The 22,914-nt window shown below is 45.6% G+C and carries 17 protein-coding genes; 4 read left to right on the top strand and 13 right to left on the bottom strand.

Going from position 1 to position 22,914, the window contains the following annotated elements:
- Positions 1-3: 3 nt before the first annotated feature.
- A complete protein-coding gene (gene lolD / locus OCU60_RS06705; protein ID WP_074373833.1) occupies positions 4-678 on the bottom strand; it encodes a lipoprotein-releasing ABC transporter ATP-binding protein LolD in 675 nt (224 codons plus the stop codon).
- Complete coding sequence (gene lolC, locus OCU60_RS06700) at positions 671-1,879, bottom strand: lipoprotein-releasing ABC transporter permease subunit LolC (protein ID WP_074373832.1); 1,209 nt, start codon at positions 1,877-1,879, stop codon at positions 671-673. The genes lolD and lolC overlap by 8 nt, the downstream gene beginning before the upstream one ends.
- Before the next feature lie 164 nt (positions 1,880-2,043).
- Between lolC and OCU60_RS06695 the strand changes: the two genes are divergently transcribed.
- From OCU60_RS06695 to OCU60_RS06680, 4 genes are all read left to right on the top strand, one after another.
- Positions 2,044-2,610 carry a PilZ domain-containing protein gene (locus tag OCU60_RS06695; protein WP_074373831.1) on the top strand — a complete coding sequence of 189 codons (567 nt, stop codon included), beginning with the start codon at positions 2,044-2,046 and terminating at the stop codon, positions 2,608-2,610.
- Between the two features lie 7 nt (positions 2,611-2,617).
- A complete protein-coding gene (gene mfd, locus OCU60_RS06690; RefSeq protein ID WP_074373830.1) occupies positions 2,618-6,082 on the top strand; it encodes a transcription-repair coupling factor in 3,465 nt (1,154 codons plus the stop codon).
- Positions 6,083-6,135: 53 nt separating this feature from the next.
- The gene (locus tag OCU60_RS06685; RefSeq protein ID WP_074373829.1) at positions 6,136-6,918 is read left to right on the top strand and encodes a peptidoglycan binding protein CsiV; all 783 of its coding nucleotides are present in this window, start codon (positions 6,136-6,138) and stop codon (positions 6,916-6,918) included.
- A gap of 548 nt (positions 6,919-7,466) precedes the next feature.
- On the top strand, positions 7,467-9,593 hold the full coding sequence (locus OCU60_RS06680; RefSeq protein ID WP_159439478.1) for a response regulator transcription factor: 2,127 nt from the start codon (positions 7,467-7,469) through the stop codon (positions 9,591-9,593).
- On the opposite strand, the gene OCU60_RS06675 is transcribed toward OCU60_RS06680, so the two are convergent.
- The 11 genes from OCU60_RS06675 to lpoB all read right to left on the bottom strand — a co-directional run bounded on the left by OCU60_RS06675 (position 9,590) and on the right by lpoB (position 22,904).
- Positions 9,590-10,540: a DUF1177 domain-containing protein gene (locus tag OCU60_RS06675; RefSeq protein WP_074373827.1), complete on the bottom strand. Its 951-nt coding sequence runs from the start codon at positions 10,538-10,540 to the stop codon at positions 9,590-9,592. The genes OCU60_RS06680 and OCU60_RS06675 overlap by 4 nt on opposite strands.
- A 66-nt stretch (positions 10,541-10,606) precedes the next feature.
- Positions 10,607-12,181: an ABC transporter substrate-binding protein gene (locus OCU60_RS06670; protein ID WP_074373826.1), complete on the bottom strand. Its 1,575-nt coding sequence runs from the start codon at positions 12,179-12,181 to the stop codon at positions 10,607-10,609.
- A gap of 115 nt (positions 12,182-12,296) precedes the next feature.
- Positions 12,297-13,370, bottom strand: a complete 1,074-nt coding sequence (locus OCU60_RS06665; RefSeq protein ID WP_095533321.1) for a DUF917 domain-containing protein — start codon at positions 13,368-13,370, stop codon at positions 12,297-12,299.
- Entirely contained in the window at positions 13,363-14,937 is a 1,575-nt protein-coding gene (locus tag OCU60_RS06660) for a hydantoinase/oxoprolinase N-terminal domain-containing protein (RefSeq protein WP_074373824.1), read from the bottom strand. The genes OCU60_RS06665 and OCU60_RS06660 overlap by 8 nt, the downstream gene beginning before the upstream one ends.
- A 14-nt stretch (positions 14,938-14,951) precedes the next feature.
- Positions 14,952-16,664: a dipeptide ABC transporter ATP-binding protein gene (locus OCU60_RS06655; RefSeq protein ID WP_074373823.1), complete on the bottom strand. Its 1,713-nt coding sequence runs from the start codon at positions 16,662-16,664 to the stop codon at positions 14,952-14,954.
- 2 nt (positions 16,665-16,666) lie between these two features.
- Complete coding sequence (locus OCU60_RS06650) at positions 16,667-17,578, bottom strand: ABC transporter permease (RefSeq protein WP_074373822.1); 912 nt, start codon at positions 17,576-17,578, stop codon at positions 16,667-16,669.
- A 3-nt stretch (positions 17,579-17,581) separates the two neighbouring features.
- The gene (locus tag OCU60_RS06645; protein WP_074373821.1) at positions 17,582-18,604 is read right to left on the bottom strand and encodes an ABC transporter permease; all 1,023 of its coding nucleotides are present in this window, start codon (positions 18,602-18,604) and stop codon (positions 17,582-17,584) included.
- A 502-nt stretch (positions 18,605-19,106) separates the two neighbouring features.
- Positions 19,107-20,396 carry an NAD(P)/FAD-dependent oxidoreductase gene (locus OCU60_RS06640; RefSeq protein ID WP_074373820.1) on the bottom strand — a complete coding sequence of 430 codons (1,290 nt, stop codon included), beginning with the start codon at positions 20,394-20,396 and terminating at the stop codon, positions 19,107-19,109.
- Between the two features lie 327 nt (positions 20,397-20,723).
- Positions 20,724-21,263, bottom strand: coding sequence for an alpha/beta hydrolase YcfP (gene ycfP / locus OCU60_RS06635; RefSeq protein WP_074373819.1), 540 nt, complete (start codon positions 21,261-21,263; stop codon positions 20,724-20,726).
- Positions 21,264-21,428: 165 nt separating this feature from the next.
- The gene (locus tag OCU60_RS06630; RefSeq protein WP_074373818.1) at positions 21,429-22,289 is read right to left on the bottom strand and encodes a phosphotransferase; all 861 of its coding nucleotides are present in this window, start codon (positions 22,287-22,289) and stop codon (positions 21,429-21,431) included.
- Positions 22,290-22,313: 24 nt separating this feature from the next.
- Positions 22,314-22,904, bottom strand: a complete 591-nt coding sequence (gene lpoB / locus OCU60_RS06625) for a penicillin-binding protein activator LpoB (RefSeq protein ID WP_074373817.1) — start codon at positions 22,902-22,904, stop codon at positions 22,314-22,316.
- Positions 22,905-22,914 lie beyond the last annotated feature (10 nt).

The following is a 22,914-nucleotide window of genomic DNA, read 5'->3' as shown; positions in this document are numbered from 1 at the left end:
TCCTTACGACGTCAGTAAACCGTCTTTCATCGTCAGAATACGATTCATTTTTCCCGCAAGCTCCTGATCATGAGTGACCACTAAAAATGCAGTTTGGGAATCCTCGTTCAACTCTTTCATCAGTTCATACACAGCCAAAGCCGTCTGATGATCCAGATTACCGGTCGGTTCGTCGGCTAATACCAGCGATGGTTTGTTGACCAGCGCCCGGGCAATCGCAACCCGTTGCCGCTCTCCGCCCGAAAGTTCACTCGGGCGATGAGAGAGCCGATGGTCAAGCCCGACACGAGCAAGCCACTGTTTCGCTGTATGGGTCGCGTTGGCGACGGACTCACCGCCAATCAGCAACGGCATTGCCACATTCTCTAATGCCGTAAAATCCGCAAGTAAGTGATGAAACTGATAGACAAAACCAATGTGTTGATTACGGATTTTAGCCTGCTGCGCGGAGCGGAGCTGCAACATGTCATGACCTAAAAACATCACATCGCCACTGGTGGGTTGATCGAGTGCTCCTAAGATGTGCAGCAGAGTACTTTTCCCCGAGCCGGATGATCCAACAATCGAAGCAAACTCTCCAGGCTGCATCGAAAAACTGACACCTTGTAAGACATGTGTCGCAAGCTCTCCTTCCCGATAAATTTTTGTGAGCTGGCGGCATTCAAGGAGATTATTCATATCGTAAAGCCTCTGCTGGATGAACGGACGATGCACGGAGTGAAGGATACAAGGTTGCCAAAAGACTCAAAGCAATCGTCAGCAACTCCACCACGATAATTTGGCCGGGTCGAATCATCACGGGTAACGAACCCCCCATTGCAATCAAGTCCACCCCCAGTACCTGTAAAATCGAATTCAGGTGGCTCGCAATCAGGATGCCGAGAATGCCACCACTCAACGCACCGGCAATGCCACTGCTGGCACCCTGTACAATAAAGACAAACAGAACCTGCAAATTTGTCATCCCTTGCGTTTTCAAAATCGCCACTTCTGACTGTTTTTCCATCACAACCATGATTAATGCAGAAATAATATTAAAGGCGGCAATGGCAACAATCAGTCCCAACATCAACCCCATCATATTTTTTTCCATCCGCACGGCCTGAAATAATTCGCCACGCTGATCCCGCCAGTCACTCCAGTGCCACCCTTTCGGTAAGGGGCTCTTCGCCAGTTCAGAGACCATAAAAGGATCGGCAAACGACAGTCGCCAACCGGAAATGGTGTGCTCATTGAGGCGTAATAGCCGCTGCGCATCATGGATATGGGTAATCATCAGTTGACCGTCGATATCAGAGCCGGTGTTAAAGATACCAGCGACGGTAAAGTTGCGTTGACTGGGAATTCGGCCCAATGGTGTAAACTGACTGGCTTGTGTCACCATCAGACGCACTTTATCTCCTTGAGAGACATTGAGTTGTCTTGCTAACTGATGACCGAGGAAAAGTGTATAATCTCCGGCGTGTAAATCTTGCATCGTTCCGATGATCAAGTATTGTGCAAGTGGATCGTTGTCCTGAGGCTCAATTCCTAGCATGATACCAGCCGATAGCTCGCTCGCACTCTGCACGACCGCTTCGCTACGAACAATGGGTTCAGGGGAGAACTGCGCGGGAAACTGTTTAAGAAAAGACGGCGGTGTTGCTTGCCATTGGGTTCGTTCATGTCCCTGATAAACCACCGCATGAGGTAAAACCCCGAGGATCCGGTTCTTCAGTTGAGACTCAAAGCCATTCATGACCGATAACACCGTGACCAGCGCTAACACGCCGATAGTGATACCGACAGTTGAAATGCGGGAAACAAAACGGCTGAACCGATCACCTGACTGTCCTCGTAAATATCTGAACCCTATAAATACCGAAACAGGACGAAACATACTATAAACCAATAAAGACTATTGCTCGGTACTTTAACGATAAACTGACTCAGGTTGTAGCATTAATTTGCCAATTCATTGTTAATTCATACAAATGACAGCCCTATGCCTTGATTAGTTCATTCGTATAGCGATAATCAACATGCAAAGATGAGGAATGAACCATGGTCGAACAAGAGTTTTTTACAGTGCAACATGCACTCACAATCAATATTGAGCCTTTGGCGACAGGGGCATCATTCCCTTCTGAAGAGGTATTTGAAAGTGAAATCCCGGTACCATTTATCGTTGCATGTGAATTCAGTCACCTTGACCAACTCGGTGATGTGGCACGGCAGGAACTGAAAAACAATGACTTTAAAAATCTTATTCAGTTACTGGATAGTCAAAATACCAAATTAAATATGCTGTTGAACTTTATGCTGTCTCAGCAAGATGATCCTCAACAACGCCACCAGACTGAATCGTTTGGCGCCAGTCAGTTTACTTATGTCAGTCATCATCCGATAGACGTTGATACGTTACTCCGCGTCAAATTATTTCTGGATCACCCACCTGCCGCAATATATTGTTATGCGCATGTTGGCAACTGTCAGGCTGAAGATGAACAGTATCTCGTGACCGTGAAATACGATCTCCTGAGAGAATCCGATCAGGATTTATTAATTAGGGCCGCTCTCTATCAGCAGCAGAAACTACTCCGTCGTCGCTCTCTTGAAAGAAATAAATAGCAAACTCATGACCAGCTTAAATCCCATTCTATCGCTTCCGGCATCTCAAGGCCCGGGAGATAAAAAACAGATCGGTAACCTGACGGGTGCCAGTCTCGCACTTGTGGCAGCAGAGCTGTCCCATCGACATCAACGTCATACGCTGCTCGTCACTACTGACCCGCAGATGGCGTTGAAATTACAGCAGGAAATCGAACAGTTCTACGCTGCCGACATCATGGTATTTCCGGACTGGGAAACACTGCCTTATGACAGTTTTTCCCCGCATCAGGACATTATCTCTGATCGAATCTCACGACTCTATCATCTGCCCAAACAATCAGGTGGGATTACGATTATCCCGGTGACGACATTACTGCAAAGACAGTCACCCCGTGATTTTTTGCTGCAACATACGCTGATCGTCAAGCAAAGAGATCGCTTTTCTTTAGTAAAACTCAGAGAACAGCTTGAAAATGCCGGCTATCGTCATGTCGATCAAGTGTTTGGTCCGGGTGAATATGCCAGCCGGGGGGCCATTCTCGACCTGTTCCCGATGGGCAGTGACCTCCCCTATCGTTTTGACTTTTTTGATGATGAAATTGATACCATTCGGACCTTTGATCCGGAAAATCAACGTTCGATAGAAGAAATTCAGGAAGTTCGGCTCCTGCCGGCTCACGAGTTTCCGACGACGGCCACTGCGATCGAAGCTTTCCGGAGCCGGTTTCGTCAGCATTTTGAAGCCTCCAGAGAGCCTGAATCCGTCTATATGCAAGTTTCAAAGGGCATATGGCCGGCAGGAATTGAATACTGGCAACCCCTGTTTTTCGATCACACCGAAACGCTCTTCGACTATTTACCGGCAGACACTCAGCTGATTGTCGTCGGTGACATTGAACCATCGATTGATCGTTTTCTGCATGATGTCGATGAACGTTATGAACAAAGACGCGTCGATCCATTACGGCCACTGCTTGAACCGGCCAAACTCTGGCTGCAAAAAGATGAACTTTTTGCCATGCTGAAGCCTTTTTCGCAATTTCAGGTTCATAGTGAAGCTGTCACTGAAAAAGCAGGTCGATTCAATCTTCAAGTCTCCCCCCTGCCGGAAATCAAAGCTCAGCATCAACATAAAGAGCCGCTGGCGGCACTCCGCCAGTTTGTTGAATCCCATACGGGACAAATTATATTCTCCGTCGAATCGGAAGGTCGTCGCGAAGCGCTGCTCGAACTGCTACAACGAATCAAATTACGCCCTTCGACACTGCCGTCTTTTCAGGATGCTTGTCTGAGTGATGAAAAATATGCGTTGATTATCGGAACGGCTGAGCATGGGTTTATTCTGCATGAACAACAGGTTGCCTTGATTTGCGAAAGTGACCTCCTTGGCGATCGCGTTGTTCAGCGTCGTAAAAAGGACAAACGGGTCACCAATAGTGATGCCGTGATCCGCAATCTTGCTGAACTCAAACCCGGTCAGCCCGTGGTTCATATTGATCATGGGATCGGACGCTATATCGGGTTACAGACATTAGAAGTGGGTGGCATTACAACAGAATATGTCACGCTGGAATATCAGGGAGAAGCCAAGCTTTATGTCCCGGTTTCAGCGCTGAATCTGATTAGCCGCTATTCCGGTGGTGCCGATGAAAATGCCCCGATTCATAAACTGGGAGGGGAAAGCTGGGGCAAAGCTCGCCGCAAAGCAGCGGAGAAAGCCCGGGACGTGGCGGCCGAGTTGCTGGATGTCTACGCCAAACGAGAACTAAAACCGGGTCATGTCTTCGCTCTGGATCGCGAACAGTACGCGACGTTCAAAGCCAGCTTCCCGTTTGAAGAAACGGATGATCAGTCAATGGCGATCAACGCGGTTCTTTCGGATATGTGTCAAAATAAAGCCATGGATCGCTTAGTCTGCGGTGATGTCGGTTTCGGTAAGACCGAAGTTGCCATGCGTGCAGCCTTTGTCTGTACGGATAACAGCAAACAGGTCGCAGTTTTGGTTCCGACAACATTGCTTGCGCAGCAACATTTTGAAAACTTCAGAGACCGCTTTGCCAATCATCCCATTCGCGTTGAGGTTCTATCTCGCTTTAAAACAGCCAAAGAACAGAAACAGATCCTGCAAGATGTGGCGGATGGCAAAATTGATATCTTAGTCGGCACGCATAAGCTACTCTCCAGCGAGTTGAAATTTAAAGATCTCGGATTGTTGATTGTTGATGAAGAACACCGCTTCGGGGTCCGTCAGAAAGAGAAAGTCAAAGCGATGCGGGCAGATGTTGATATCCTCACGCTCACGGCAACACCGATTCCCAGAACGCTGAATATGGCGATGAGCGGGATGCGGGATTTATCCATCATTGCGACCCCACCCGCACGACGCTTAGCCGTTAAAACATTTATCAGGCAAAGTGATCAGACGACTATCCGAGAAGCAGTATTGCGGGAGGTCATGCGTGGCGGGCAGGTGTACTATCTGCATAATCAGGTTGAAACGATTGATAAAGTCGCGGCCGATCTGGAGAAGCTGATTCCCGAAGCACGGATTACCGTGGCACATGGTCAGATGCGTGAACGTGAACTGGAACGCATTATGAACGATTTTTATCATCAGCGTTTTAATCTGCTGGTTTGCACCACCATCATTGAAACAGGTATCGATATACCGACCGCCAATACGATCATTATGCACCGGGCCGACTCTTTGGGCCTCGCGCAACTACATCAATTACGGGGACGAGTCGGGCGTTCACATCACCAAGCCTACGCTTATTTGCTGACACCACATCCGAAAGCCATGACCAAAGATGCCATCAAACGTTTAGAGGCTTTGGCTTCCCTTGAAGATCTCGGGGCCGGATTTACGCTCGCAACCCATGATCTTGAAATCCGGGGAGCGGGTGAGCTACTCGGTGAAGAACAGAGTGGACAGATCCAGTCTGTCGGTTTTACGCTTTATATGGAAATGCTTGAGCAGGCTGTAGATGCACTGAAATCCGGCAAAGAGCCTTCCCTAGACGACTTGCTGAAAACGCAGACGGAAGTGGAACTCCGGTTACCGGCCCTGCTTCCCGATGACTATATTCCAGACATCAATACCCGCCTGTCGATGTATAAACAGATCGCGAGTGTGTCAAATCCTGATGAACTGAATGAATTGCGAGTCGAATTGATTGACCGCTTTGGCAAACTGCCGGATGCCGCGCTCAACCTGTTAGAAATCAGTCAACTGAAATTGGAAGCCGCAGCACTGAACATTAAGAAAATTGAAGCGCACAGTAAAGGCGGTTACATTGAATTTGATCTTAATGCTAGTATTAACCCCGCGTATTTAGTGCAACTCTTACAATCTCAACCGAAACAATACGGCATGGATGGCCCAACGAAGTTTAAGTTTACCCTGCCGCTGGAAGAACGAAACCAGCGACTGGTTTTTATCCGAGATATGCTGAATGAATTTCAGCAGAATATACTACCGGCTTCCTGATATCAGGGAGCATCATGATGAAGAATCGCCTGCTAGGTCATAATGGAGTCATAATGAATAAGCTGATCCCACTGCTAATGTTATTAATTGCCATGCCTTCTTGGGCACAACGCCAATTTGACATTGAAGTGATCATTTTTAAGCGCGTCGTGAATGCCGAACAAACCAATGAGACATGGCCCAATGTGCTTCCACCGATAGATTACCGACATACAGGTAATCTGAGTTCTCAGGCCTATCTAGACCAGAAAGGTGTCACACGATTACCGGCCTCAGAATACAAGTTGAACAAGCAGGAAGAAAAGCTGAAAAATCATGCGGGCTTTCAAGTATTGCTGCATACCGCTTGGCGTCAGAGTGATGAAGGCAAAGCCAATGCTCCGGCTTTTCATATTTTAGCCGGCAAGGATTACTCATCTCAGTTTCATCCAGACGGTCGTGAAATCACACCATCGACAAGCGCTCAACAGTCTCCCATTGAAGATACGGTTGAAAAAGCAGTACCAAAACCCCTTTATGAGCTAGATGGAAAATTACAGGTTTATGTACAACATTATCTCTACGTCGATGCGCTTTTGGATCTGAAAGAACCGAGCGTTCGAGATATTGCTGTTGAAGAAACCCCGGTTGATTTTTCACAAGATACCACGAACGAAGATGACAGTGTTCAGTTTGGTCACCTGCAATCGATCTCTCCGACGGTCACAGAAGAGCGTTTTCTGAAGTCATATCGGCTGGATCAAAAACGCAGAATGCGCAGCGGTGAAACCCTCTATTTTGATCATCCGCTGATGGGGATTATTCTACAGGTCAGAAAAGTTCAGGATGCATCGTAGCAACACGATCAGCGTGACACACTCGGTTTGATGTTTTTATACCCCTCAAAAATGCCCGCTTCAGCGGGCATTTTGTTGCTGAAAAACAAATCACCGTTGAATGAATAGCGCTCATATCATTTAGTGGTGACGACTCCATTCAGATGTCCCTGACGACTGGGTTTTCCTGCACTTCATCTTATTGCGCTTCACACAAAATCACCGACTTTTTTATACGCAACAACCGTCAATTGCCTTTACTACCAATGGTTAACTGTTGCTTTCCTATAACATTATGTTAGCGTGATAACAAAACGTAGCATGACTGTAACATTATGATTGAACGCTTCTCCCTCCTGCATTTCATTACCACTCAAAAGTCCCCTATCGTCATTTTAAATGGTATGGCGGGCAGCGGAAAATCGACGGTATTAAAACAACTTGCTGACTACCTTAAATGCGATATTTATAACTCGCTACCGAATCCTGAACATACCGAGCCTAGTGGTCACTTCATTTGGGATCCTCTAGGAAGCGCGTTTTATCAGCATCTGGACCAGGTGTTACAAATGTGCCCGCTTCTTGAAGCGAAAGACCAGACTTTATTTATTAGTGCCAACTGGATAGGCAACAACAAATTAATTTCTGAAGCGCTGCTATACAAAAAAATTACCCTGATTGATCAACACTCGCTGTTGTTCTCTCAACATGAAATCGCACAGTTGTACCCGGATAGTTACAGCGATATTTATTTGCAGACGAAAGGCTGGCCGGTACTGGTTGCCAACTGGAAAGAGCTGGACAGTGAGCGATACAAAGAATCACTGCAGGAGTTTATTCAGGCAAGGATACTTCCAAGCCTGTCTTATCATGAACAGCGGCTGTTGATAGCACTGGCTTTTAGCGCCAGTATCAAAAAAAATCTTGTCCCGCTTGAGAGTTCGCATATTGAAAACCTCGCTCCGCTCATTGAGCTGGATAGAGAGAATCGCTACATCCTTGGCATTCCATACCTGAGAAACACACTGGAAAGCATCGCCAGAGCCGATCCCCGAATTTATCAGGAAGCGATGCGAATCGTGGCTAAAAACCACTATAGAAGCGGTCAAATATACATCGCTATTCAAACGGCTATCAATACTCAAAACATCGACTTAGCCATACACTGGTTCAAACAAAGTGGCAGCGGTATGTACGGGTACTATCATGGCTTTTCTGAATTACAACAAATTCTGGATGCATTCCCGGTTGAAGTCATTGAGAGTGAGCTGTCACTATGCTGGGCAAAAACAATTTATCTGTTTAAAAACCAGCAGTTTGTAGAAGCACGTGGCTTTATCGAAAACTTACAATTGCTCAAGCAGCCGTACTATCGACACGAACAGGACCGAGCTATCGCTATCCTGATCCTCGCTAAATACGATACCTATTTCGCCGCAACTTCCGACAGTTTTAAACTCGACAAATTACATAAACTCGAATTCGACCTGTCCGCAGATGAAAACGCGATTATGAACTACTACGGGATGGTATCGATTCATTATAGCAACCTTGGTGACTGGTTTCAGGCTGCTGTATATCAGCGTAAAGAGCTGGAGCTTGCGATAAAAAATGACATCCCATACCTCATATTCTACTGCCATTTCAATCTGGCACGTATTAACTTGCGTATGGGTTATATTGATGTTGCCGCTGAACACAGTCAGGCCGCAAAACGCCATATTAAGCGTATCAGCTTTTATCACACGTTGAGTTTTGAACACAACTTCATCGATCTTGTTGATGGCATGATCGAGCTGATGCGCGGTGAAAGCTCACCGGCACTAAAATCGTGGAATAAAGTATCTATCTTACGTAAACATTCGGAAGTCTGGCCGGAATTTATCACACAATTCGACTTTTTCGGTCTTGCCACGCAGCTGATCAATGATGATTTTGAACAGGCGGTTTCGCTTCTTGATGAGCTTCATTATGAATATCAAATCCGATTTTCAGACCCTCATGCAACCATCTATTTCAACCTGCTGTTGATTCTTATCTTGCAGCAGCAGGAACGCTGGGTAGAAGCACAAACCAAACTGAATCAAATCAATGCCAGTAAAGCAACCGTGATCGGCACGTTCGTCGAGCTTTATGAGTGGCTGAATTATCGTAACGATATCGGATTAATTGCCATCCACAAAGTCCCCCAGCCACCCCAAACAAACTGGGTTCAACGCAATGATACAGCTTGGTCAGATATCTGTTATTCACTACAGGAAATCAAACTGTTGTGGCACAACGGTAACACCTCTACCGTAACCACCAAGCTGCTATCACTGTTCTATCGGGCATATAAGCTAAATTTGTGGCTACCACTACTACTGGAGATGCATTGGCTGAATCCAATACTAAAGAGAATAAAAGCTAGTGAGAAAAAGCGGATTCAATATACTCAGTTTGAGCAGGCGATTTTACATTGGGAAGAAAAATGTCAACTCAGCGGCAGGCGAATCAATGTCACCGAGTTGACCAATAAGCAACTGCTTATTATTCAGCGCTTAGCAGAAGGTCTTTCGAATAAGCAAATTGCTCAATACACAGGCCTGTCCGAAAGTACCGTAAAATTTCATTTGAAGAACATCTTCAGGCAGTTTGATTTGAAAAACCGCCAGGCTTTAGTTCAATTAGCAAATGACAAGGGTTGGATTCATTAAGGAATAGCATAAAGCGGTTCGCTTTCACGAACCAGATGGCTCATCGAGCCATAGTATTTTTTCAGCCCTTCAAACTGTTCTTCGCTATAAAAAGAACATGCATGGCGACTATAAGCCTTGGCAACTTCAATACAGAACGAGCTGACAGTCGCAATATCGGTTTCATGGCTCACACCCGTACCACACCCGGGCACTGAAGTTTCGGTTGTGATAGCAACACCGACCAGAGGTTTATCCGTTGCCGTTGCCGGCTGCATAATACTGTTAATATGGTGAAGATTGTTCGAATAGGGTGTGATATCCGCAGTCGACAGTGGGAAACACACGGCTCTTTTACCCGTCACAAATTCCATTAATTCAATCAGATCATCAGCTGGATGCAGAATATAGCCATCAATCACTGTTGGAGAGATAGCAAAGCCTTTGTGGTTGATATAACGGTTGCCTTTCGTGGTATCGATCGACAGATACGCATCACATTCGTCAATCACCTCATGAGCTAAAATTTCGGCAGTTGTTACCGGTGAATCCATAAAATCCACAGGCTTATGCGGACGAACCGGTGCAAAAGGACAAATATGAGTCGTAATCACCACATCCCCTTCTAAGCGGTCACCTCGCTGCCGCATGGTTGCCAGTTTTAAAGCACAGGCAATCGCAGCAACCGCACCATCCGCGTCTGATACCATCCCGATTCTTGCCGGTCGGGCACCAATACCACCGAGCCGACCAATAATCCCCAAAGTCGGCGCATCACCCTGCTCTTTTTTACCTTTAGTCCCCGGAATATCAATTCGGACAATATCGGTACTGCCTTTATTCCCTTTGATAGGGTATGTGATAGCAGTGACCCCTTCGAAGTTCTCAAACAGAGCAACAACAGCATGACCTGTTACCTGTGAATCTTCAAGCAAATCAAACGCAGTCATCGTTTGTTTTAACGACATAATCAATTACCTAAAATGACACTTGGAAATGCAGTCGCGGCTCCCCGCCACTGCATGAGGGGGGTATTAACGACCTGCCGGACGACACAACCAGTTAAAGTGAGAGAAATCATAGTAGAAGCTCTGAATCGGAATGAACTTCATATCGCTCAAACAGCGATTAACCGCCATCCGGTAATAAGTGGTCTGAAGGAAAGTATCTACCTGATTATCAACGATGTATTTTTGCAGATCTTTATAGATCGCATTACGTTTGTCGTCATTTAACTCTGTCCCTGCCGCATCAATCATGTCGTCAACTTTTGGATCGTTCAACCATGACATAGACGCCCAAGACCCTGCAGACTTTGAAGAGTACTGGTTATAGAACACCGAAAGCGGTGACGAGTACGTCGGACCAAAGAAAATTTGGTTCACATTCGGTGTTGTTTCTGGCTTAGCCGCGATTTCAGTAATACGACTCCAAGGGTCAGCCTGAAGCGTTGGTTTAAAGCCGATTGCCTGTAAGTTCACCTGCATCATCAGAGCAATTTCTTCTTCATAAGCGGATCCTGCGACATAACCTAACGTAATAGGAATCGGGCGACCTGCGTATTTAGATTGCTTCACATACTCCGCGGCTTTCGCTAGATCCAATTTTGGTGGTTCAAGCGTATCCAAGTGCGAATCTTTAAACAATGATGCCAATGGACCCGCCATCGGTTCACCCGGATGCAAATCTTCATTAATGAGGTCGTAATCAATGGCCAAAGCGATCGCTTTACGAATATTCACATCATCTGTCGGTGCTAGCTGGTTGTTAAATTTAACGTAGTAACCACTTGCTGTACTCAGTTGTTGGATATGGTAATTTTCAAGCTTATCAATGGCTGACAAAGTTTCATTCGCCTGATAAGTGCTACTTAAATCAAGTTCACCTTTATTCGCTAACGCTTTGATGGTTGATTCATCATTCGTGATCAAAATACGAACTTTCTCAAGTGGATGACCGATAGCGTCTTTGAAGTAGTCATGGTTGCGTTCAAGAATAATGCGACTACCACGTTGCCACTCATCCAATTCGTACGCACCGGTACCTGCGGTGTTCGAAGCTAAGTATTCTTCTGCCCATTGATTTTCACCAGCGTGCTCCTGAGCTACGTCTGAATTAATAATGAACAGAATCGGCGTCATTGCCAGAAAAGCAGACGATGGTTGCTTCAGCGTGAATGTGACGGTGTGAGCATCCGTTGCTTTAACACCATCAGCATCAAGGTATGGCTGGAAGAAGCCGGCAGGGCCCTGATTTAGCGTCAGCATCCGCTTTGTAGAATAGACCACATCTTTTGCTTCAAGCGGCGAGCCGTCCTGAAATTTAGCATTGTCATCGAGATGGAAAGTGAATGTTTTACCATCCGGTGAAATATCCCAGCTTTTTGCGAGATGAGGAACGATCCTACCGGTTGTATCAGCCGTCGTTAAACCATCGTACAAGTTGACTGCCATCATGTATTCGGTGTAGTCAGACATCTTTGCAGGGTCAATACTACCGACGACCTGAATAACGTTCATTGTCGCCGTTAAATCATCATAGCTTTCAGCCAATACGGTGCCACTGGTAAGTACCGCTGCGGTTAACGCAGCAACCATTGTCGTTTTCATATGTGATAGTTCCTTTATCGTAAAAGGTCAAAAGACCTTAGTTATAAAAACCTTAATTATCAAAAAACCTAGTTATCAAAAACCCTAGTTATCAAAAACCTAGCTATCAAAAACCCTAGCTAAATGGTACGTATTGAATTTCCGGGTATCCGAACGCCGCAGGACCGATGATCTCCAGAGCTTTTTCGGAACGAAGTAACGGGTGGCACGGAATCGCTAACACCGCGACTTTTTGACCGTATCGTAAGATTTCGGTCGTAATCGCATGACCCGTTTCAATATCCAGAATGATAATCAGGTCTGGCACACTACAAGCAACTTCGTCATTAATTTTCAGGATCAGGTTTTCGTTTTGAATATCAATGCTGGCTTGGCTTTGAGAAAATTCACCAGAACCTTCTATCTTAACTTTACCGCGGGTAAAGCCAGCAACCATGTTTCTTTCCAGATCGACAATTTTACCCTCAAACAACACCTTGCCATTTTCATGGGCACAGATTTCTTCGATAGGATTCGTTTTTTCGGCATGTGAACGCATCACCGCTAAACCAAGATTGGTTGCCTGAGTGACAGTTCCAGGCACAGCGTATTTCTTAACAAAGCGACCTTTCATTGGCGCTTCAACCATACCGGCCCCCCCTCCCATTTGCACAACACATGCACGGGCTAAACGTTCCAGCCAGAACTCATCAATCAGGTTCTTAAAGATAACCGTATTACCATGAGCATCTGACATAGCAGCGGGTACACTGCAATGGCCATAAATGCTGAATGTTGTCATCTGCATTTCTGGAAAAGCGCGGCCCATACCGTCACCATCGACCAGAGGTAACCCGGTAATCGCTGCGATAGCGATTGGACGAAGACCATTCGCCCCACCAATTTCTACCGGAATAATGGCATCAACTTTCTTGCCCATATCTTCTTCGATAGCGCGAATAGCACGAACAATTTCGTTACCCTCACATATCTTTTCCATCGAAACAGCCGGCGCACCAATGTTACCAACCGAGATAACCAAAGCATCATCATCTAATTCACTTAAGCGAATCAGATTAACTTTTGATCCTTTTTCCATTTCTGCAATGGCGTGAAGTTTCCCGTAATACGGATTACCACCGCCACCGGTCCCCAAAATAGCAGCACCGATTTCCAATGCTTCAATATCATTTTTCGTTAGTTCAATCATGGTTAAACTCCAAATCTCCGACCACTTTGACTCGAATACGTGTGGCATTTCCCGGTAAATACGCTAATGGCACATCTTCTTGGTCGATCACTTGAATACTTTGTGCGCTCGCACCGGCTGCAACGGCTTTTTCAATCGCAACACGCACTGCATCATCAATCGCTTCTTTACGCGTTAAATTTGTCAGGCTGTAAATCTTATCGGCTTCACCACTCACCTGAGCAATTGCCGCACCGACTGCGTTTGCGACTGAAAAATGATTTGGCTTAACCACTGTCAAACCACCAATTTCATCCGGTGCGATAATCGAACCACCACCAACAATGATGACTGGAATCTGAGCTGAAGAAAGACGGTTTTTCTCAACTACGTTGAGCATCATTCTGTCCATTTTCTCAATAGAAGATGCCACAAGTGACTCGTCAATACCTGTAACTTTGCTGATGTCACCCACTTGCACACGACCGGATGCAACAGCGATATCCGTTGCAGTGGTCTGTGTACCGCCAAAGACCAGTGCTTCTTCAGTAATTCGGTAACCGACACTATGTGGACCCACTTCAACGTTGTTGTCGATAATGCCAGGGTTAAAGTTCACGCAGCTACCACCACCTAAACCAACCGATACCATATCCGGCATTCGGAAGTTGGTACGCACACCGCCGATATCAACACTTGATGAAGCCTGACGCGGGAAGCCCTGTTGAACCAAACCAACATCCGTAGTCGTACCACCAATATCAACCACAATGGCATCCTGTTCACCTGAAAGGAATACAGCACCACGCATTGAGTTTGTCGGGCCGCTGGCAAAAGTCAGAACCGGGAATCGCTTAACAAACTCAGCATTCATTAAAGTACCGTCGTTTTGAGTGATGAAGAACGGGCAATGTAAACCACACACTGCCAATGCATCGGCAAAGGCATTGACTGTTTTTTCACTCAGCGCTAATAAACTGGCATTCAGAATTGCAGCATTCTCACGTTCCAACAGGCCGATTCGACCGACCTGATTCGAAAGAACAACACGACATTCGGGATAAAGTTCTGCGAAGATTTCCGCAACACGTTTTTCTGAATCATCATTGACCGGACTGAAGACACTGTTGACGATGGCTGAAGTAACGCCTTGGCTCTTCAGCTCAAGAGCGATCTCTTTGATGTGAACTTCATCTAATGGATTGATTTTGCGTCCGTCAAACTCATAACCACCTTTCACCATGTAGCTGCCTGCATCAATCAGTGATCTGATATCATCCGGCCACCCTATAAATGGAGGAACACTCAAGGTTGCCGGTAAACAGAGTCGAATAACAGCAGTCTTGGTTAAGTGCTTACGCTCAACGACAGCGTTAGTGAAGTGGGTCGTCCCAATCATCACCCCCAGAATGTCAGCACTTGCAACGCCAGAGGTTTCTAAAATAATGCTAAGTGCTTTTTCTATCCCTGTCATGACATTTTCTGTCGTTGGCTGCTTAGTCGTTGCAACGACTTCGTTGTAATTCATTAATACGGCATCGGTATTGGTTCCACCGACATCAATGCCAATCCTATAACATGTTGTCATTGTCTCTCCTTAAATCATCCCTGCTGCAAAACTCGCATAGCATCTTCGTCACGAATCTCTGGCTTATGTTGCTCTTCATCATCGCTAACCACAGGGATTGCTCGAATCAGTGCTCGGGTATAAAGCTGTGTTGATTGTTCAAAAATTTCTTTCGTGTTGCCGCTTTCAATCAATTGTCCGCGGAACATGATCGCAACCCGATTACAGAAATTGCGCATTAAACTTAAATCGTGAGAAATAAAGATGTATGTCAGACCAAGCTGTTGCTGTAATTTTTCCAACAAAGAAATAATGCTTTTCTGTACGGATACATCGAGCGCTGAAGTCGGCTCATCTAACACCAAAATGGTTGGGTTCGCTGCAAGCGCTCGTGCTATTGCCACACGTTGTTTCTGACCACCGGACAAGCTGGACGGATACATATCCGCATATTCCAGCGGTAATTCCACCAGTGTTAATAAACGCTCGATTTCCGGCTTCCGTTTTTCGCTTTGAGCAATAAACTTCAGTGGCACCTCTAGTGTCTGAGCAATGGTACGACGTGGGTTTAAAGACGCTGCTGGATTTTGGTGAACCATCTGAATACTGTGGCGGTTTGCTTTCTTTTGACGCCATGATTTCAAGTGACGGTTCTCAATCATGATGCTGCCACTTGTCGACTCGATGATCCCCATAATCATCCGTGCTAAGGTCGTTTTACCAGAACCGGATTCCCCTGCGATCCCGAACGTATCGCCTTTGTTAATCGCCAAAGAGAGAGGTTTAACAGCCGCAACTTCGTCAACGACTTGACCACGCCAGTTTTTCTTGTTGATAAAACATTTTTCCACATCCACCAGACTGACAAGAACAGCCCTATCTGCATTATCTTGTGCTGAATCGCTGTCTTGTGTTGAATTACTGTCTTGTGTTGAATGACTATCCACATATAGCTTAGGTACCGCGTTAAACAGTCTTAACGTATATGGGTGTTTGGGATGCGTAAATATATCCTTAACGATACCGTGTTCAACAATACGGCCGTGCTGCATGACGTAAACCCGGTCTGCTGTTTTACGAACCACCCCCAAGTTGTGGGTCACCATTAACAGTGCAAGTTCTTCATCAATCACCAACTGGTTAATTAACTTAATAATCTCATCCTGAGTCGTCACATCTAACGCCGTTCCCGGTTCGTCAGCGATCAGGAGTCGAGTCGGATGCAGCAAAGCCATCGCAATCAAAACCCTTTGACGCATTCCGCCTGACAACTGCCAAGGATAAGATGAGTACACACGTTCAGGCTCTAACAGCTTTACTTTCTTAAGCACATCCAGAATATGTGACTTTCTCTTCGCAGCACTGCTTGAGATATGCATCAGCTTGTCACCGGCCTTCATAATATCGTCCAAGTGAGTCCCAATGCGGAACACTGGGTTAAACGATGTTTGTGGATCTTGCTGAATCATCGACATAACCGAGCCTTTAAGCGCTTCTCGCTCAACCGAGCTCATGCTTAATGCGTCTTTGCCGTTAACTTTCAGTTCGCCACTTTCGACAACGGTCTGGCTATCATTCAAGGTGCCGATTAAGAACTTACTGGTGACACTTTTGCCTGAACCTGATTCACCAATCAGTGCAACGCGTTCACCCGGCTTCATGTTAATAGAAACATTATGCAGTACCTTTCTGGTCCCGCCGTACACCTTAAAAGCAAGATTGAGGTTATTAATTTCTATCAAGTGCATGTTTATACCTCAACATCAAAGAAATCACGTAATCCATCACCAAGCAGGTTGAATCCCAAGATGGCATATAAGATTGCAAGACCCGGCATAATCGCTTCCCACCAGTATTCTGGTAAGTAACTTGATCCGGTAGAGACCATGGTGCCAAGATCCGGTGTCGGTGGTTGTACACCAAGCCCCAGGAAGCTTAGCGTTGCTCCAAACAGGATGACGAATCCAGCATCCAGCGTCGTTTTAACGCTAATAGCAGCAATACAGTTAGGCAGAATTTCTTTAGAAATAATATGCCAGTGAGACGCACCACTTAAACGAGCGGCTTCTACAAAATCCTCTGTCACCAGACTTTTCGCCAGACGGTAAATCAGTCGGCAATGCCAATTCCACCACAAGAAAGAGATCGCAATCATGGCGTTAACAAGGTTTGGCTCAAGAATCGATGTGATGGCCAGAGCAAGTGCCAGTGGTGGGACAGCAAGTAGCATGTCGTTGAAACGCATAATGACCTGCTCAACCCAACCGCCTGCGTAAGCCGCAACGATACCAAGCAGAACACCAATAGGCACAGAGATAGCAAGAACACCAACGACTAATGAGAGCGAGATGCGGTATCCGTAAATCACGCGGCTGAAAATATCGCGGCCGACGTTATCAGTCCCCATAAAGTACTCTAAACTTGGGGCTGAGTGACGTGCTCTGAAATTAACGAAGCTACCTGCGTGTTCCGGGTATGGTGCCAATAACGGAGCAAATATCGCCAGCAGCAACACACTAACAACAATGAATAAACCGATGACTGCGGTATGATTACGGGTGAAACGGTACCAGGCTCGTCCAAAATTTGTGTACTGTTTACTTGCCGTTTCCGGAGCAAACTCCTCCGACCCATTTGGCAAATGTGTATCTGAGTTACTCATATGCTATGACTTCCCTTTAAGCTTCACTCGTGGGTCAACAAGACCAATAACAAAGTCGATAAGAAGGTTTGCTACGATGAAAAACACGCCAGAAACCAAGACAACACCAACAACCGCATTAAAGTCTTTATGCAGGATAGAACGAACGCCATAACTGGCTACACCCGGCCACGAAAACACCATTTCCACGACGAAAGCATTACCAATCAAAGAGGCAAACTCGAGCCCTAAAATAGTCAATGGCGCAGAAGCACTTAAACGTAACAGGTATTTAAAATTCACCAGCGGACGGCTGACACCACATGCGCGCAGTGTTTCAACGTGGTCACGATGGCTAAATTCAATCATCGAAGAACGGGTAATACGCATGACCTGAGAGATACCCGCCGCTGATAATGCAATCGCAGGTAATAGAATATGCTGAAAACTATCAGCAAAAATATCAAAGCGCCCGGCGAGTAGTGAATCAATCAGAAGCAAGCCGGTGTATGATTGATCAAACGTCATCATGCTGGACATCCTTTCGGTCACCGGCAGATCAAACCATCCGACACTCGCCATCAACTGAAGAATGATGGCTAATAGAAATGACGGTGTAACAACACCAACCAGCGAAATAATCCGTGAGAACTGGTCAAACACACCATTCGGTTTGTATGCGGCGAACAACCCTAACGGAATCCCCAGACAGGCGGTGAAAAACACTGCAACCGCAACCAATTCCAGTGTTGCAGGTAAAGCTTGTTGAATATCTGTGACGACAGCACGACCCGTCATGGTTGATTCACCCATATCACCATCGAGCAAATTGCCGACATATTGGATATATTGATTAACCAGCGGCTCGTTGAGTCCCATGCTTTCATGTAACTCAGCGACTTGTTCAGGTGTAGCCATCGGCCCTAATGCGATTCGTGCGGGGTCACCCGGTACTAATCTCGCAATAGAGAAGATGATCATTGACAGACCAACAAATACTAGCAATAAGCGTCCTGCTCTTGCCGATAGATAGTAGATGTAATCCATGACATTCCTTGTTTTAATTTCCTTTACGTTAAAATTTACAAGTCAACGCGATAGAAACAAGGATAGAAATGGGCAGTTTTACGAAAAACATGGGTAGTCACGATGAATAAATACCCAAATAACACCCCTGTAAAATACTTAATGCAAATAAAATCAAGATAATTAAATGACATTTAAGACAATAACTACCCTCAAAGATTGGCAGACCACTGCATTGGGAAACGGTCGACATGATTGGATATTCGTTGCGTATTCGCTTCATCAATGCCGCTTTATCTAATACGGATGAGTTTGTCTGGTCGGATGGCGGACTCCGAGGGCAATAGCGAAAGCGCTTAGAGATAATGGCAAGCGGTGAATTCTGCCAGAAAAGAGAAAAAGGAAGCCTTACCCTGGAACAGGGTTAAACAAAATGGCGAAATAACTTTCACGCTCTAGAGATAAGAATGCCACTCGCTTTTAAGCGAATGGCATTAAGCGATAAGCTCTGGTTGTTATTTACTTAGTGCAGCTTAAGGTTAGGTCTAAGCACTCTGTTGATTCTTCCGACCAACAGCATCAACGCTGTTTTGAACATCCCGTGTAGTGCCATCTGATGCATTCGGTAAAGAGAAATGTAAACGACCCGGGCGATTTTCCCTTCAACCATCATCGAGCCTTTCGTCAAGTTCCCCATCAGACTGCCCACGGTTGAAAAGCGGCTCAGAGAGACCAGAGAACCATGATCTTTATAAACATAAGGCTTCATGTCCCGGTCATTTAATTTCGCAACAATGTTTTTAAATGTCCGGCTGGCCATTTGATGAGCAGCCTGTGCACGTGGTGGAACAAATGATCCATCCGGTTGTGTACACTGGGCCAAATCACCAATCACGAAAACATCTTCATCTCGCGTCGTCTGTAAGGTATTCGTCACCACCAGCTGATTAATCCGGTTGGTCTCAAGACCCGCGATATCTTTGATAAAATCAGGGGCTTTAATCCCGGCCGCCCATACCATAATTTTTGCAGGAATCTTTTCACCGTCTTTGGTCGTCAGACCGTCAGCTTCGACTTTGGTGACCATCGTTGATGTACGGACATTCACACCCAGTTTGGTGAGTTCATAATGGGCAGCAGCAGAAATTCTTGGTGGTAAGGCAGGAAGAATCCGCTCACCGGCTTCAATCAGGTGAACATTCAACTTATTTGAATCCAAATCACCAAAGCCGTAATTACGCAGCTCTTTCACCGCATTATGTAGCTCAGCAGAGAGTTCGACCCCCGTCGCACCGGCTCCGACAATCGCAATATCAACCGTACCATGACCATTGTTTGCATGAAGCTTCAGAAACTCATTGTTCATCTCGGTCCGGAATAAATTGGCCTGCTCCGGACTATCCAAAAAGATACAGTGATCTTTCACGCCCGCAGTATTAAAATCATTCGATGTTGAACCGATAGCCAATACCAAAATATCGTATTCCACTTCACGGCGTGGGATCAGCAGTTCACCATGCTCATCTTTCAACTCAGCCAAAGTAATGACTTTTCTGTCCCGATCGAGCTCTTCCAAATTGCCCATTTGGAAATCAAAACTATGATTTCTCGCATGAGCCCGATAACTCAACGCGTCAACACCTTCGTCCATAGAACCTGTTGCAACTTCATGCAATAACGGCTTCCATAAATGGCTGGCATTTCTGTCCACTAACGTGATCTGGGCTCGCCCTTTTCTTCCTAATGTGTGGCCTAATTTAGTGACAAGCTCTAAACCGCCTGCACCGCCACCAACAACAACAATACGAGTCACAACAAACTATCCTCAAAATGAACAAACATGGTATAGCCCGGAATCACCACTCCGAACTAGAAAAATAGGACGGGTAAACAAAGTGAAAGTCACTTTTTCTGTGAGACACACTGATATAGATAAAGCGTAACTTTACTTCACATAAACTGTCGTCAGGTTGAGCCCTGCTCTCATTTTATTTTGATTTTTATCAATTTTTAAATTAACAAGAAACATTATAAGGAGCAAATCAAGTCATGCAAGCCAAGATTGCCAGAAAAACCAGCCCTTCTCGGCGGTCTTTCCTTAGATGGCAAAATTCAACTTAACCTTATGAAAAATATAATATTATTTATTTTTAAATTGGCTAATCATTTGAAGATGTTGAGATATCTTCTTGAATTTATGACTTTGTGTCTCGTCCCAAATAATATCGTAGTAATTGCCCAGCTCTTCAGCCGTTTTCCGGCTATCCAATGCTTCATCATGTGTAGACAGCACAACCAAGCAATGCGCTTTATTCTTCAATCTAAATTGAGAAGCACACTTTGTTGCAATATCTTCATACTCTTCCGGACGATCAATCTTCCCTTGCATATGGTCCTCAGGATGTAGATTCGGATTGAATAGCACCTGTTTAATGCCGCATAAAAAACCAATCCGTTCAGACCAATAAGCACCCAGTCCGACCCCACAGATCAGTGGGTGTGGGTCATTACTTGATTCGATCGCTTTGTGTACTTCTTTCAGGAGATGCTGCATATCGTGTCTGGGGTGAAGCGTGCTATAGCTGATAAAACGCACATCATCATCAATAAATTGTAATTGCAGCACCTTTTCATGATTCCCCGGGCTGGTCGAATCAAATCCATGTAGATAAATAATCATAACAATCCCCTTTCCAACATACAGAATGAACCTAGCATGAAACACTCTGGTGATACAGTGAGTGTGCATGAAAATTATCAATCAACCTTTTCGCTCCCTCGTTAGGTACTTCGTTCACCGAATCTTCATGACTCTCCGTCGTAGCAAAACCCATTATCGAACAAATCAGGTGTCGAGCTGTGCTTTTATCCGTTCAGCTGCGGCTTGCATCTCTTTGTTTTCCCACATCTGAAAAGCGATTAGATACCATAACATCGCCAGCATTCGAACTCTGGGCATCCAAGCTTTCACCCCCTCAATCCATAAATCAAGATCAGCAATATTTCGATGTTGGCAATATTGACCGACAGCCGTGAGTAAATTGACATCAGACATATCGATCGTCATCGCTAAATCCATTCTTGGATCGGCCAAAGATGCGTACTCCCAATCGATCACTTTGATCCCTTGGGGCGTTTTGATCATATTGTGGCAGCCGAGGTCGAAATGACAAAGAGAGAGTGGCGCCTCAGAAAGATTGGGGAGTGTCCGCCAAGTTTTATACAGTGACTCAATCGCGCCCAGCTCAGCAGACATCGATTGTAATTTGAACCAGTAATGATCAATACGGGCCGTATAAACAAAAGGAACAATGGGCAGTTTGGTTGTTGGAAATTGATGAATCTGGCTCAGTAGGCGTGTCATGACTTCAATGTCATTTGCAACAACTCTGTCCCCTTCAATCCACTGAACCAGTAACCCTTGTTCATTGAGGTAAAGTGGTTCAGGCGAAATTTGCACAGCTTGATCTTTCAACGCTGACAGGATGTGGAATTCCTGATGACGGGAGATTGAAAATGCTTGAGTGACGTCCGTTGCAGGACGCCATACAGCGGAAGGAGACTCAGGTATGTCAATCTTCCAACAGCGGTTCGTCAAACCACCGGCGAGTGTTTGGGCAACCGTCGGTGTTTCTCGGAAAAAATGAGTCAGAGACGCCAGAGACGGATCTAATTGACATGCTTCGGACCATGACATACGTGCCATCGCTGACGCCCTCAACTCAGTGGATTAAAATCCCAAAAAGCTCTTTTCCTGCTCTTTCCGAATTTCAGTCTCATCAGCCCATTCGATGAGCCCCGAACGCAAATCCATCAGACGCATGGTCATTTTATAGTACACATCTTTATCGCTGCCCGTATCTTTCACGATACTCGATAAATTGCCGTATAACATATATTGTGCACCAACCATCTTACCAAACTGAATCGAGCTACTCTTATCGACTAACGCATCATTATTCTGGAAATCTAACTGCTTTCTGACCGCTTCGATCCGCGTCATATCAACAAAACGAAACTTCCCTGAATTGAGCATTTTGGTACTAATTGTGTCCGTAATCGACTCGGTATCGATATGTTCACTGGTTTTGTTTTTAATACTATCCACAAACACAATCGGACGTGAGTTTCGGGTAACGGCTGCCACAGAACCAGACATCATCATACTATCGACCATATCCGCTGCGATTTTTTGTAAATCTGTCGAACCAAAATCAACGGTTTTCGTTTCTACGGCTTGTGCATCACCATAGGTCACTTTATTTGCACAACCACTCATGAGAGCAGCCAATCCCAACACGAGGATTATACTTTTTTTCATAAAGACTCAC

The sequence above is a fragment of the Vibrio spartinae genome (assembly GCF_024347135.1).
Lineage (GTDB): Bacteria > Pseudomonadota > Gammaproteobacteria > Enterobacterales > Vibrionaceae > Vibrio > Vibrio spartinae.
This window is presented reverse-complemented; position numbering and strand designations above follow the sequence as displayed.

Excerpts from the sequence above, each read along its gene's own strand:
- lolD (WP_074373833.1), bottom strand. The coding sequence starts at position 678 with ATGAATAATCTCCTTGAATGCCGCCAGCTCACAAAAATTTATCGGGAA.
- lolC (WP_074373832.1), bottom strand. The coding sequence starts at position 1,879 with ATGTTTCGTCCTGTTTCGGTATTTATAGGGTTCAGATATTTACGAGGA.
- OCU60_RS06695 (WP_074373831.1), top strand. The coding sequence starts at position 2,044 with ATGGTCGAACAAGAGTTTTTTACAGTGCAACATGCACTCACAATCAAT.
- mfd (WP_074373830.1), top strand. The coding sequence starts at position 2,618 with ATGACCAGCTTAAATCCCATTCTATCGCTTCCGGCATCTCAAGGCCCG.
- OCU60_RS06685 (WP_074373829.1), top strand. The coding sequence starts at position 6,136 with ATGAATAAGCTGATCCCACTGCTAATGTTATTAATTGCCATGCCTTCT.
- OCU60_RS06680 (WP_159439478.1), top strand. The coding sequence starts at position 7,467 with ATGTGCCCGCTTCTTGAAGCGAAAGACCAGACTTTATTTATTAGTGCC.
- OCU60_RS06675 (WP_074373827.1), bottom strand. The coding sequence starts at position 10,540 with ATGTCGTTAAAACAAACGATGACTGCGTTTGATTTGCTTGAAGATTCA.
- OCU60_RS06670 (WP_074373826.1), bottom strand. The coding sequence starts at position 12,181 with ATGAAAACGACAATGGTTGCTGCGTTAACCGCAGCGGTACTTACCAGT.
- OCU60_RS06665 (WP_095533321.1), bottom strand. The coding sequence starts at position 13,370 with ATGATTGAACTAACGAAAAATGATATTGAAGCATTGGAAATCGGTGCT.
- OCU60_RS06660 (WP_074373824.1), bottom strand. The coding sequence starts at position 14,937 with ATGACAACATGTTATAGGATTGGCATTGATGTCGGTGGAACCAATACC.
- OCU60_RS06655 (WP_074373823.1), bottom strand. The coding sequence starts at position 16,664 with ATGCACTTGATAGAAATTAATAACCTCAATCTTGCTTTTAAGGTGTAC.
- OCU60_RS06650 (WP_074373822.1), bottom strand. The coding sequence starts at position 17,578 with ATGAGTAACTCAGATACACATTTGCCAAATGGGTCGGAGGAGTTTGCT.
- OCU60_RS06645 (WP_074373821.1), bottom strand. The coding sequence starts at position 18,604 with ATGGATTACATCTACTATCTATCGGCAAGAGCAGGACGCTTATTGCTA.
- ycfP (WP_074373819.1), bottom strand. The coding sequence starts at position 21,263 with ATGATTATTTATCTACATGGATTTGATTCGACCAGCCCGGGGAATCAT.
- OCU60_RS06630 (WP_074373818.1), bottom strand. The coding sequence starts at position 22,289 with ATGGCACGTATGTCATGGTCCGAAGCATGTCAATTAGATCCGTCTCTG.
- lpoB (WP_074373817.1), bottom strand. The coding sequence starts at position 22,904 with ATGAAAAAAAGTATAATCCTCGTGTTGGGATTGGCTGCTCTCATGAGT.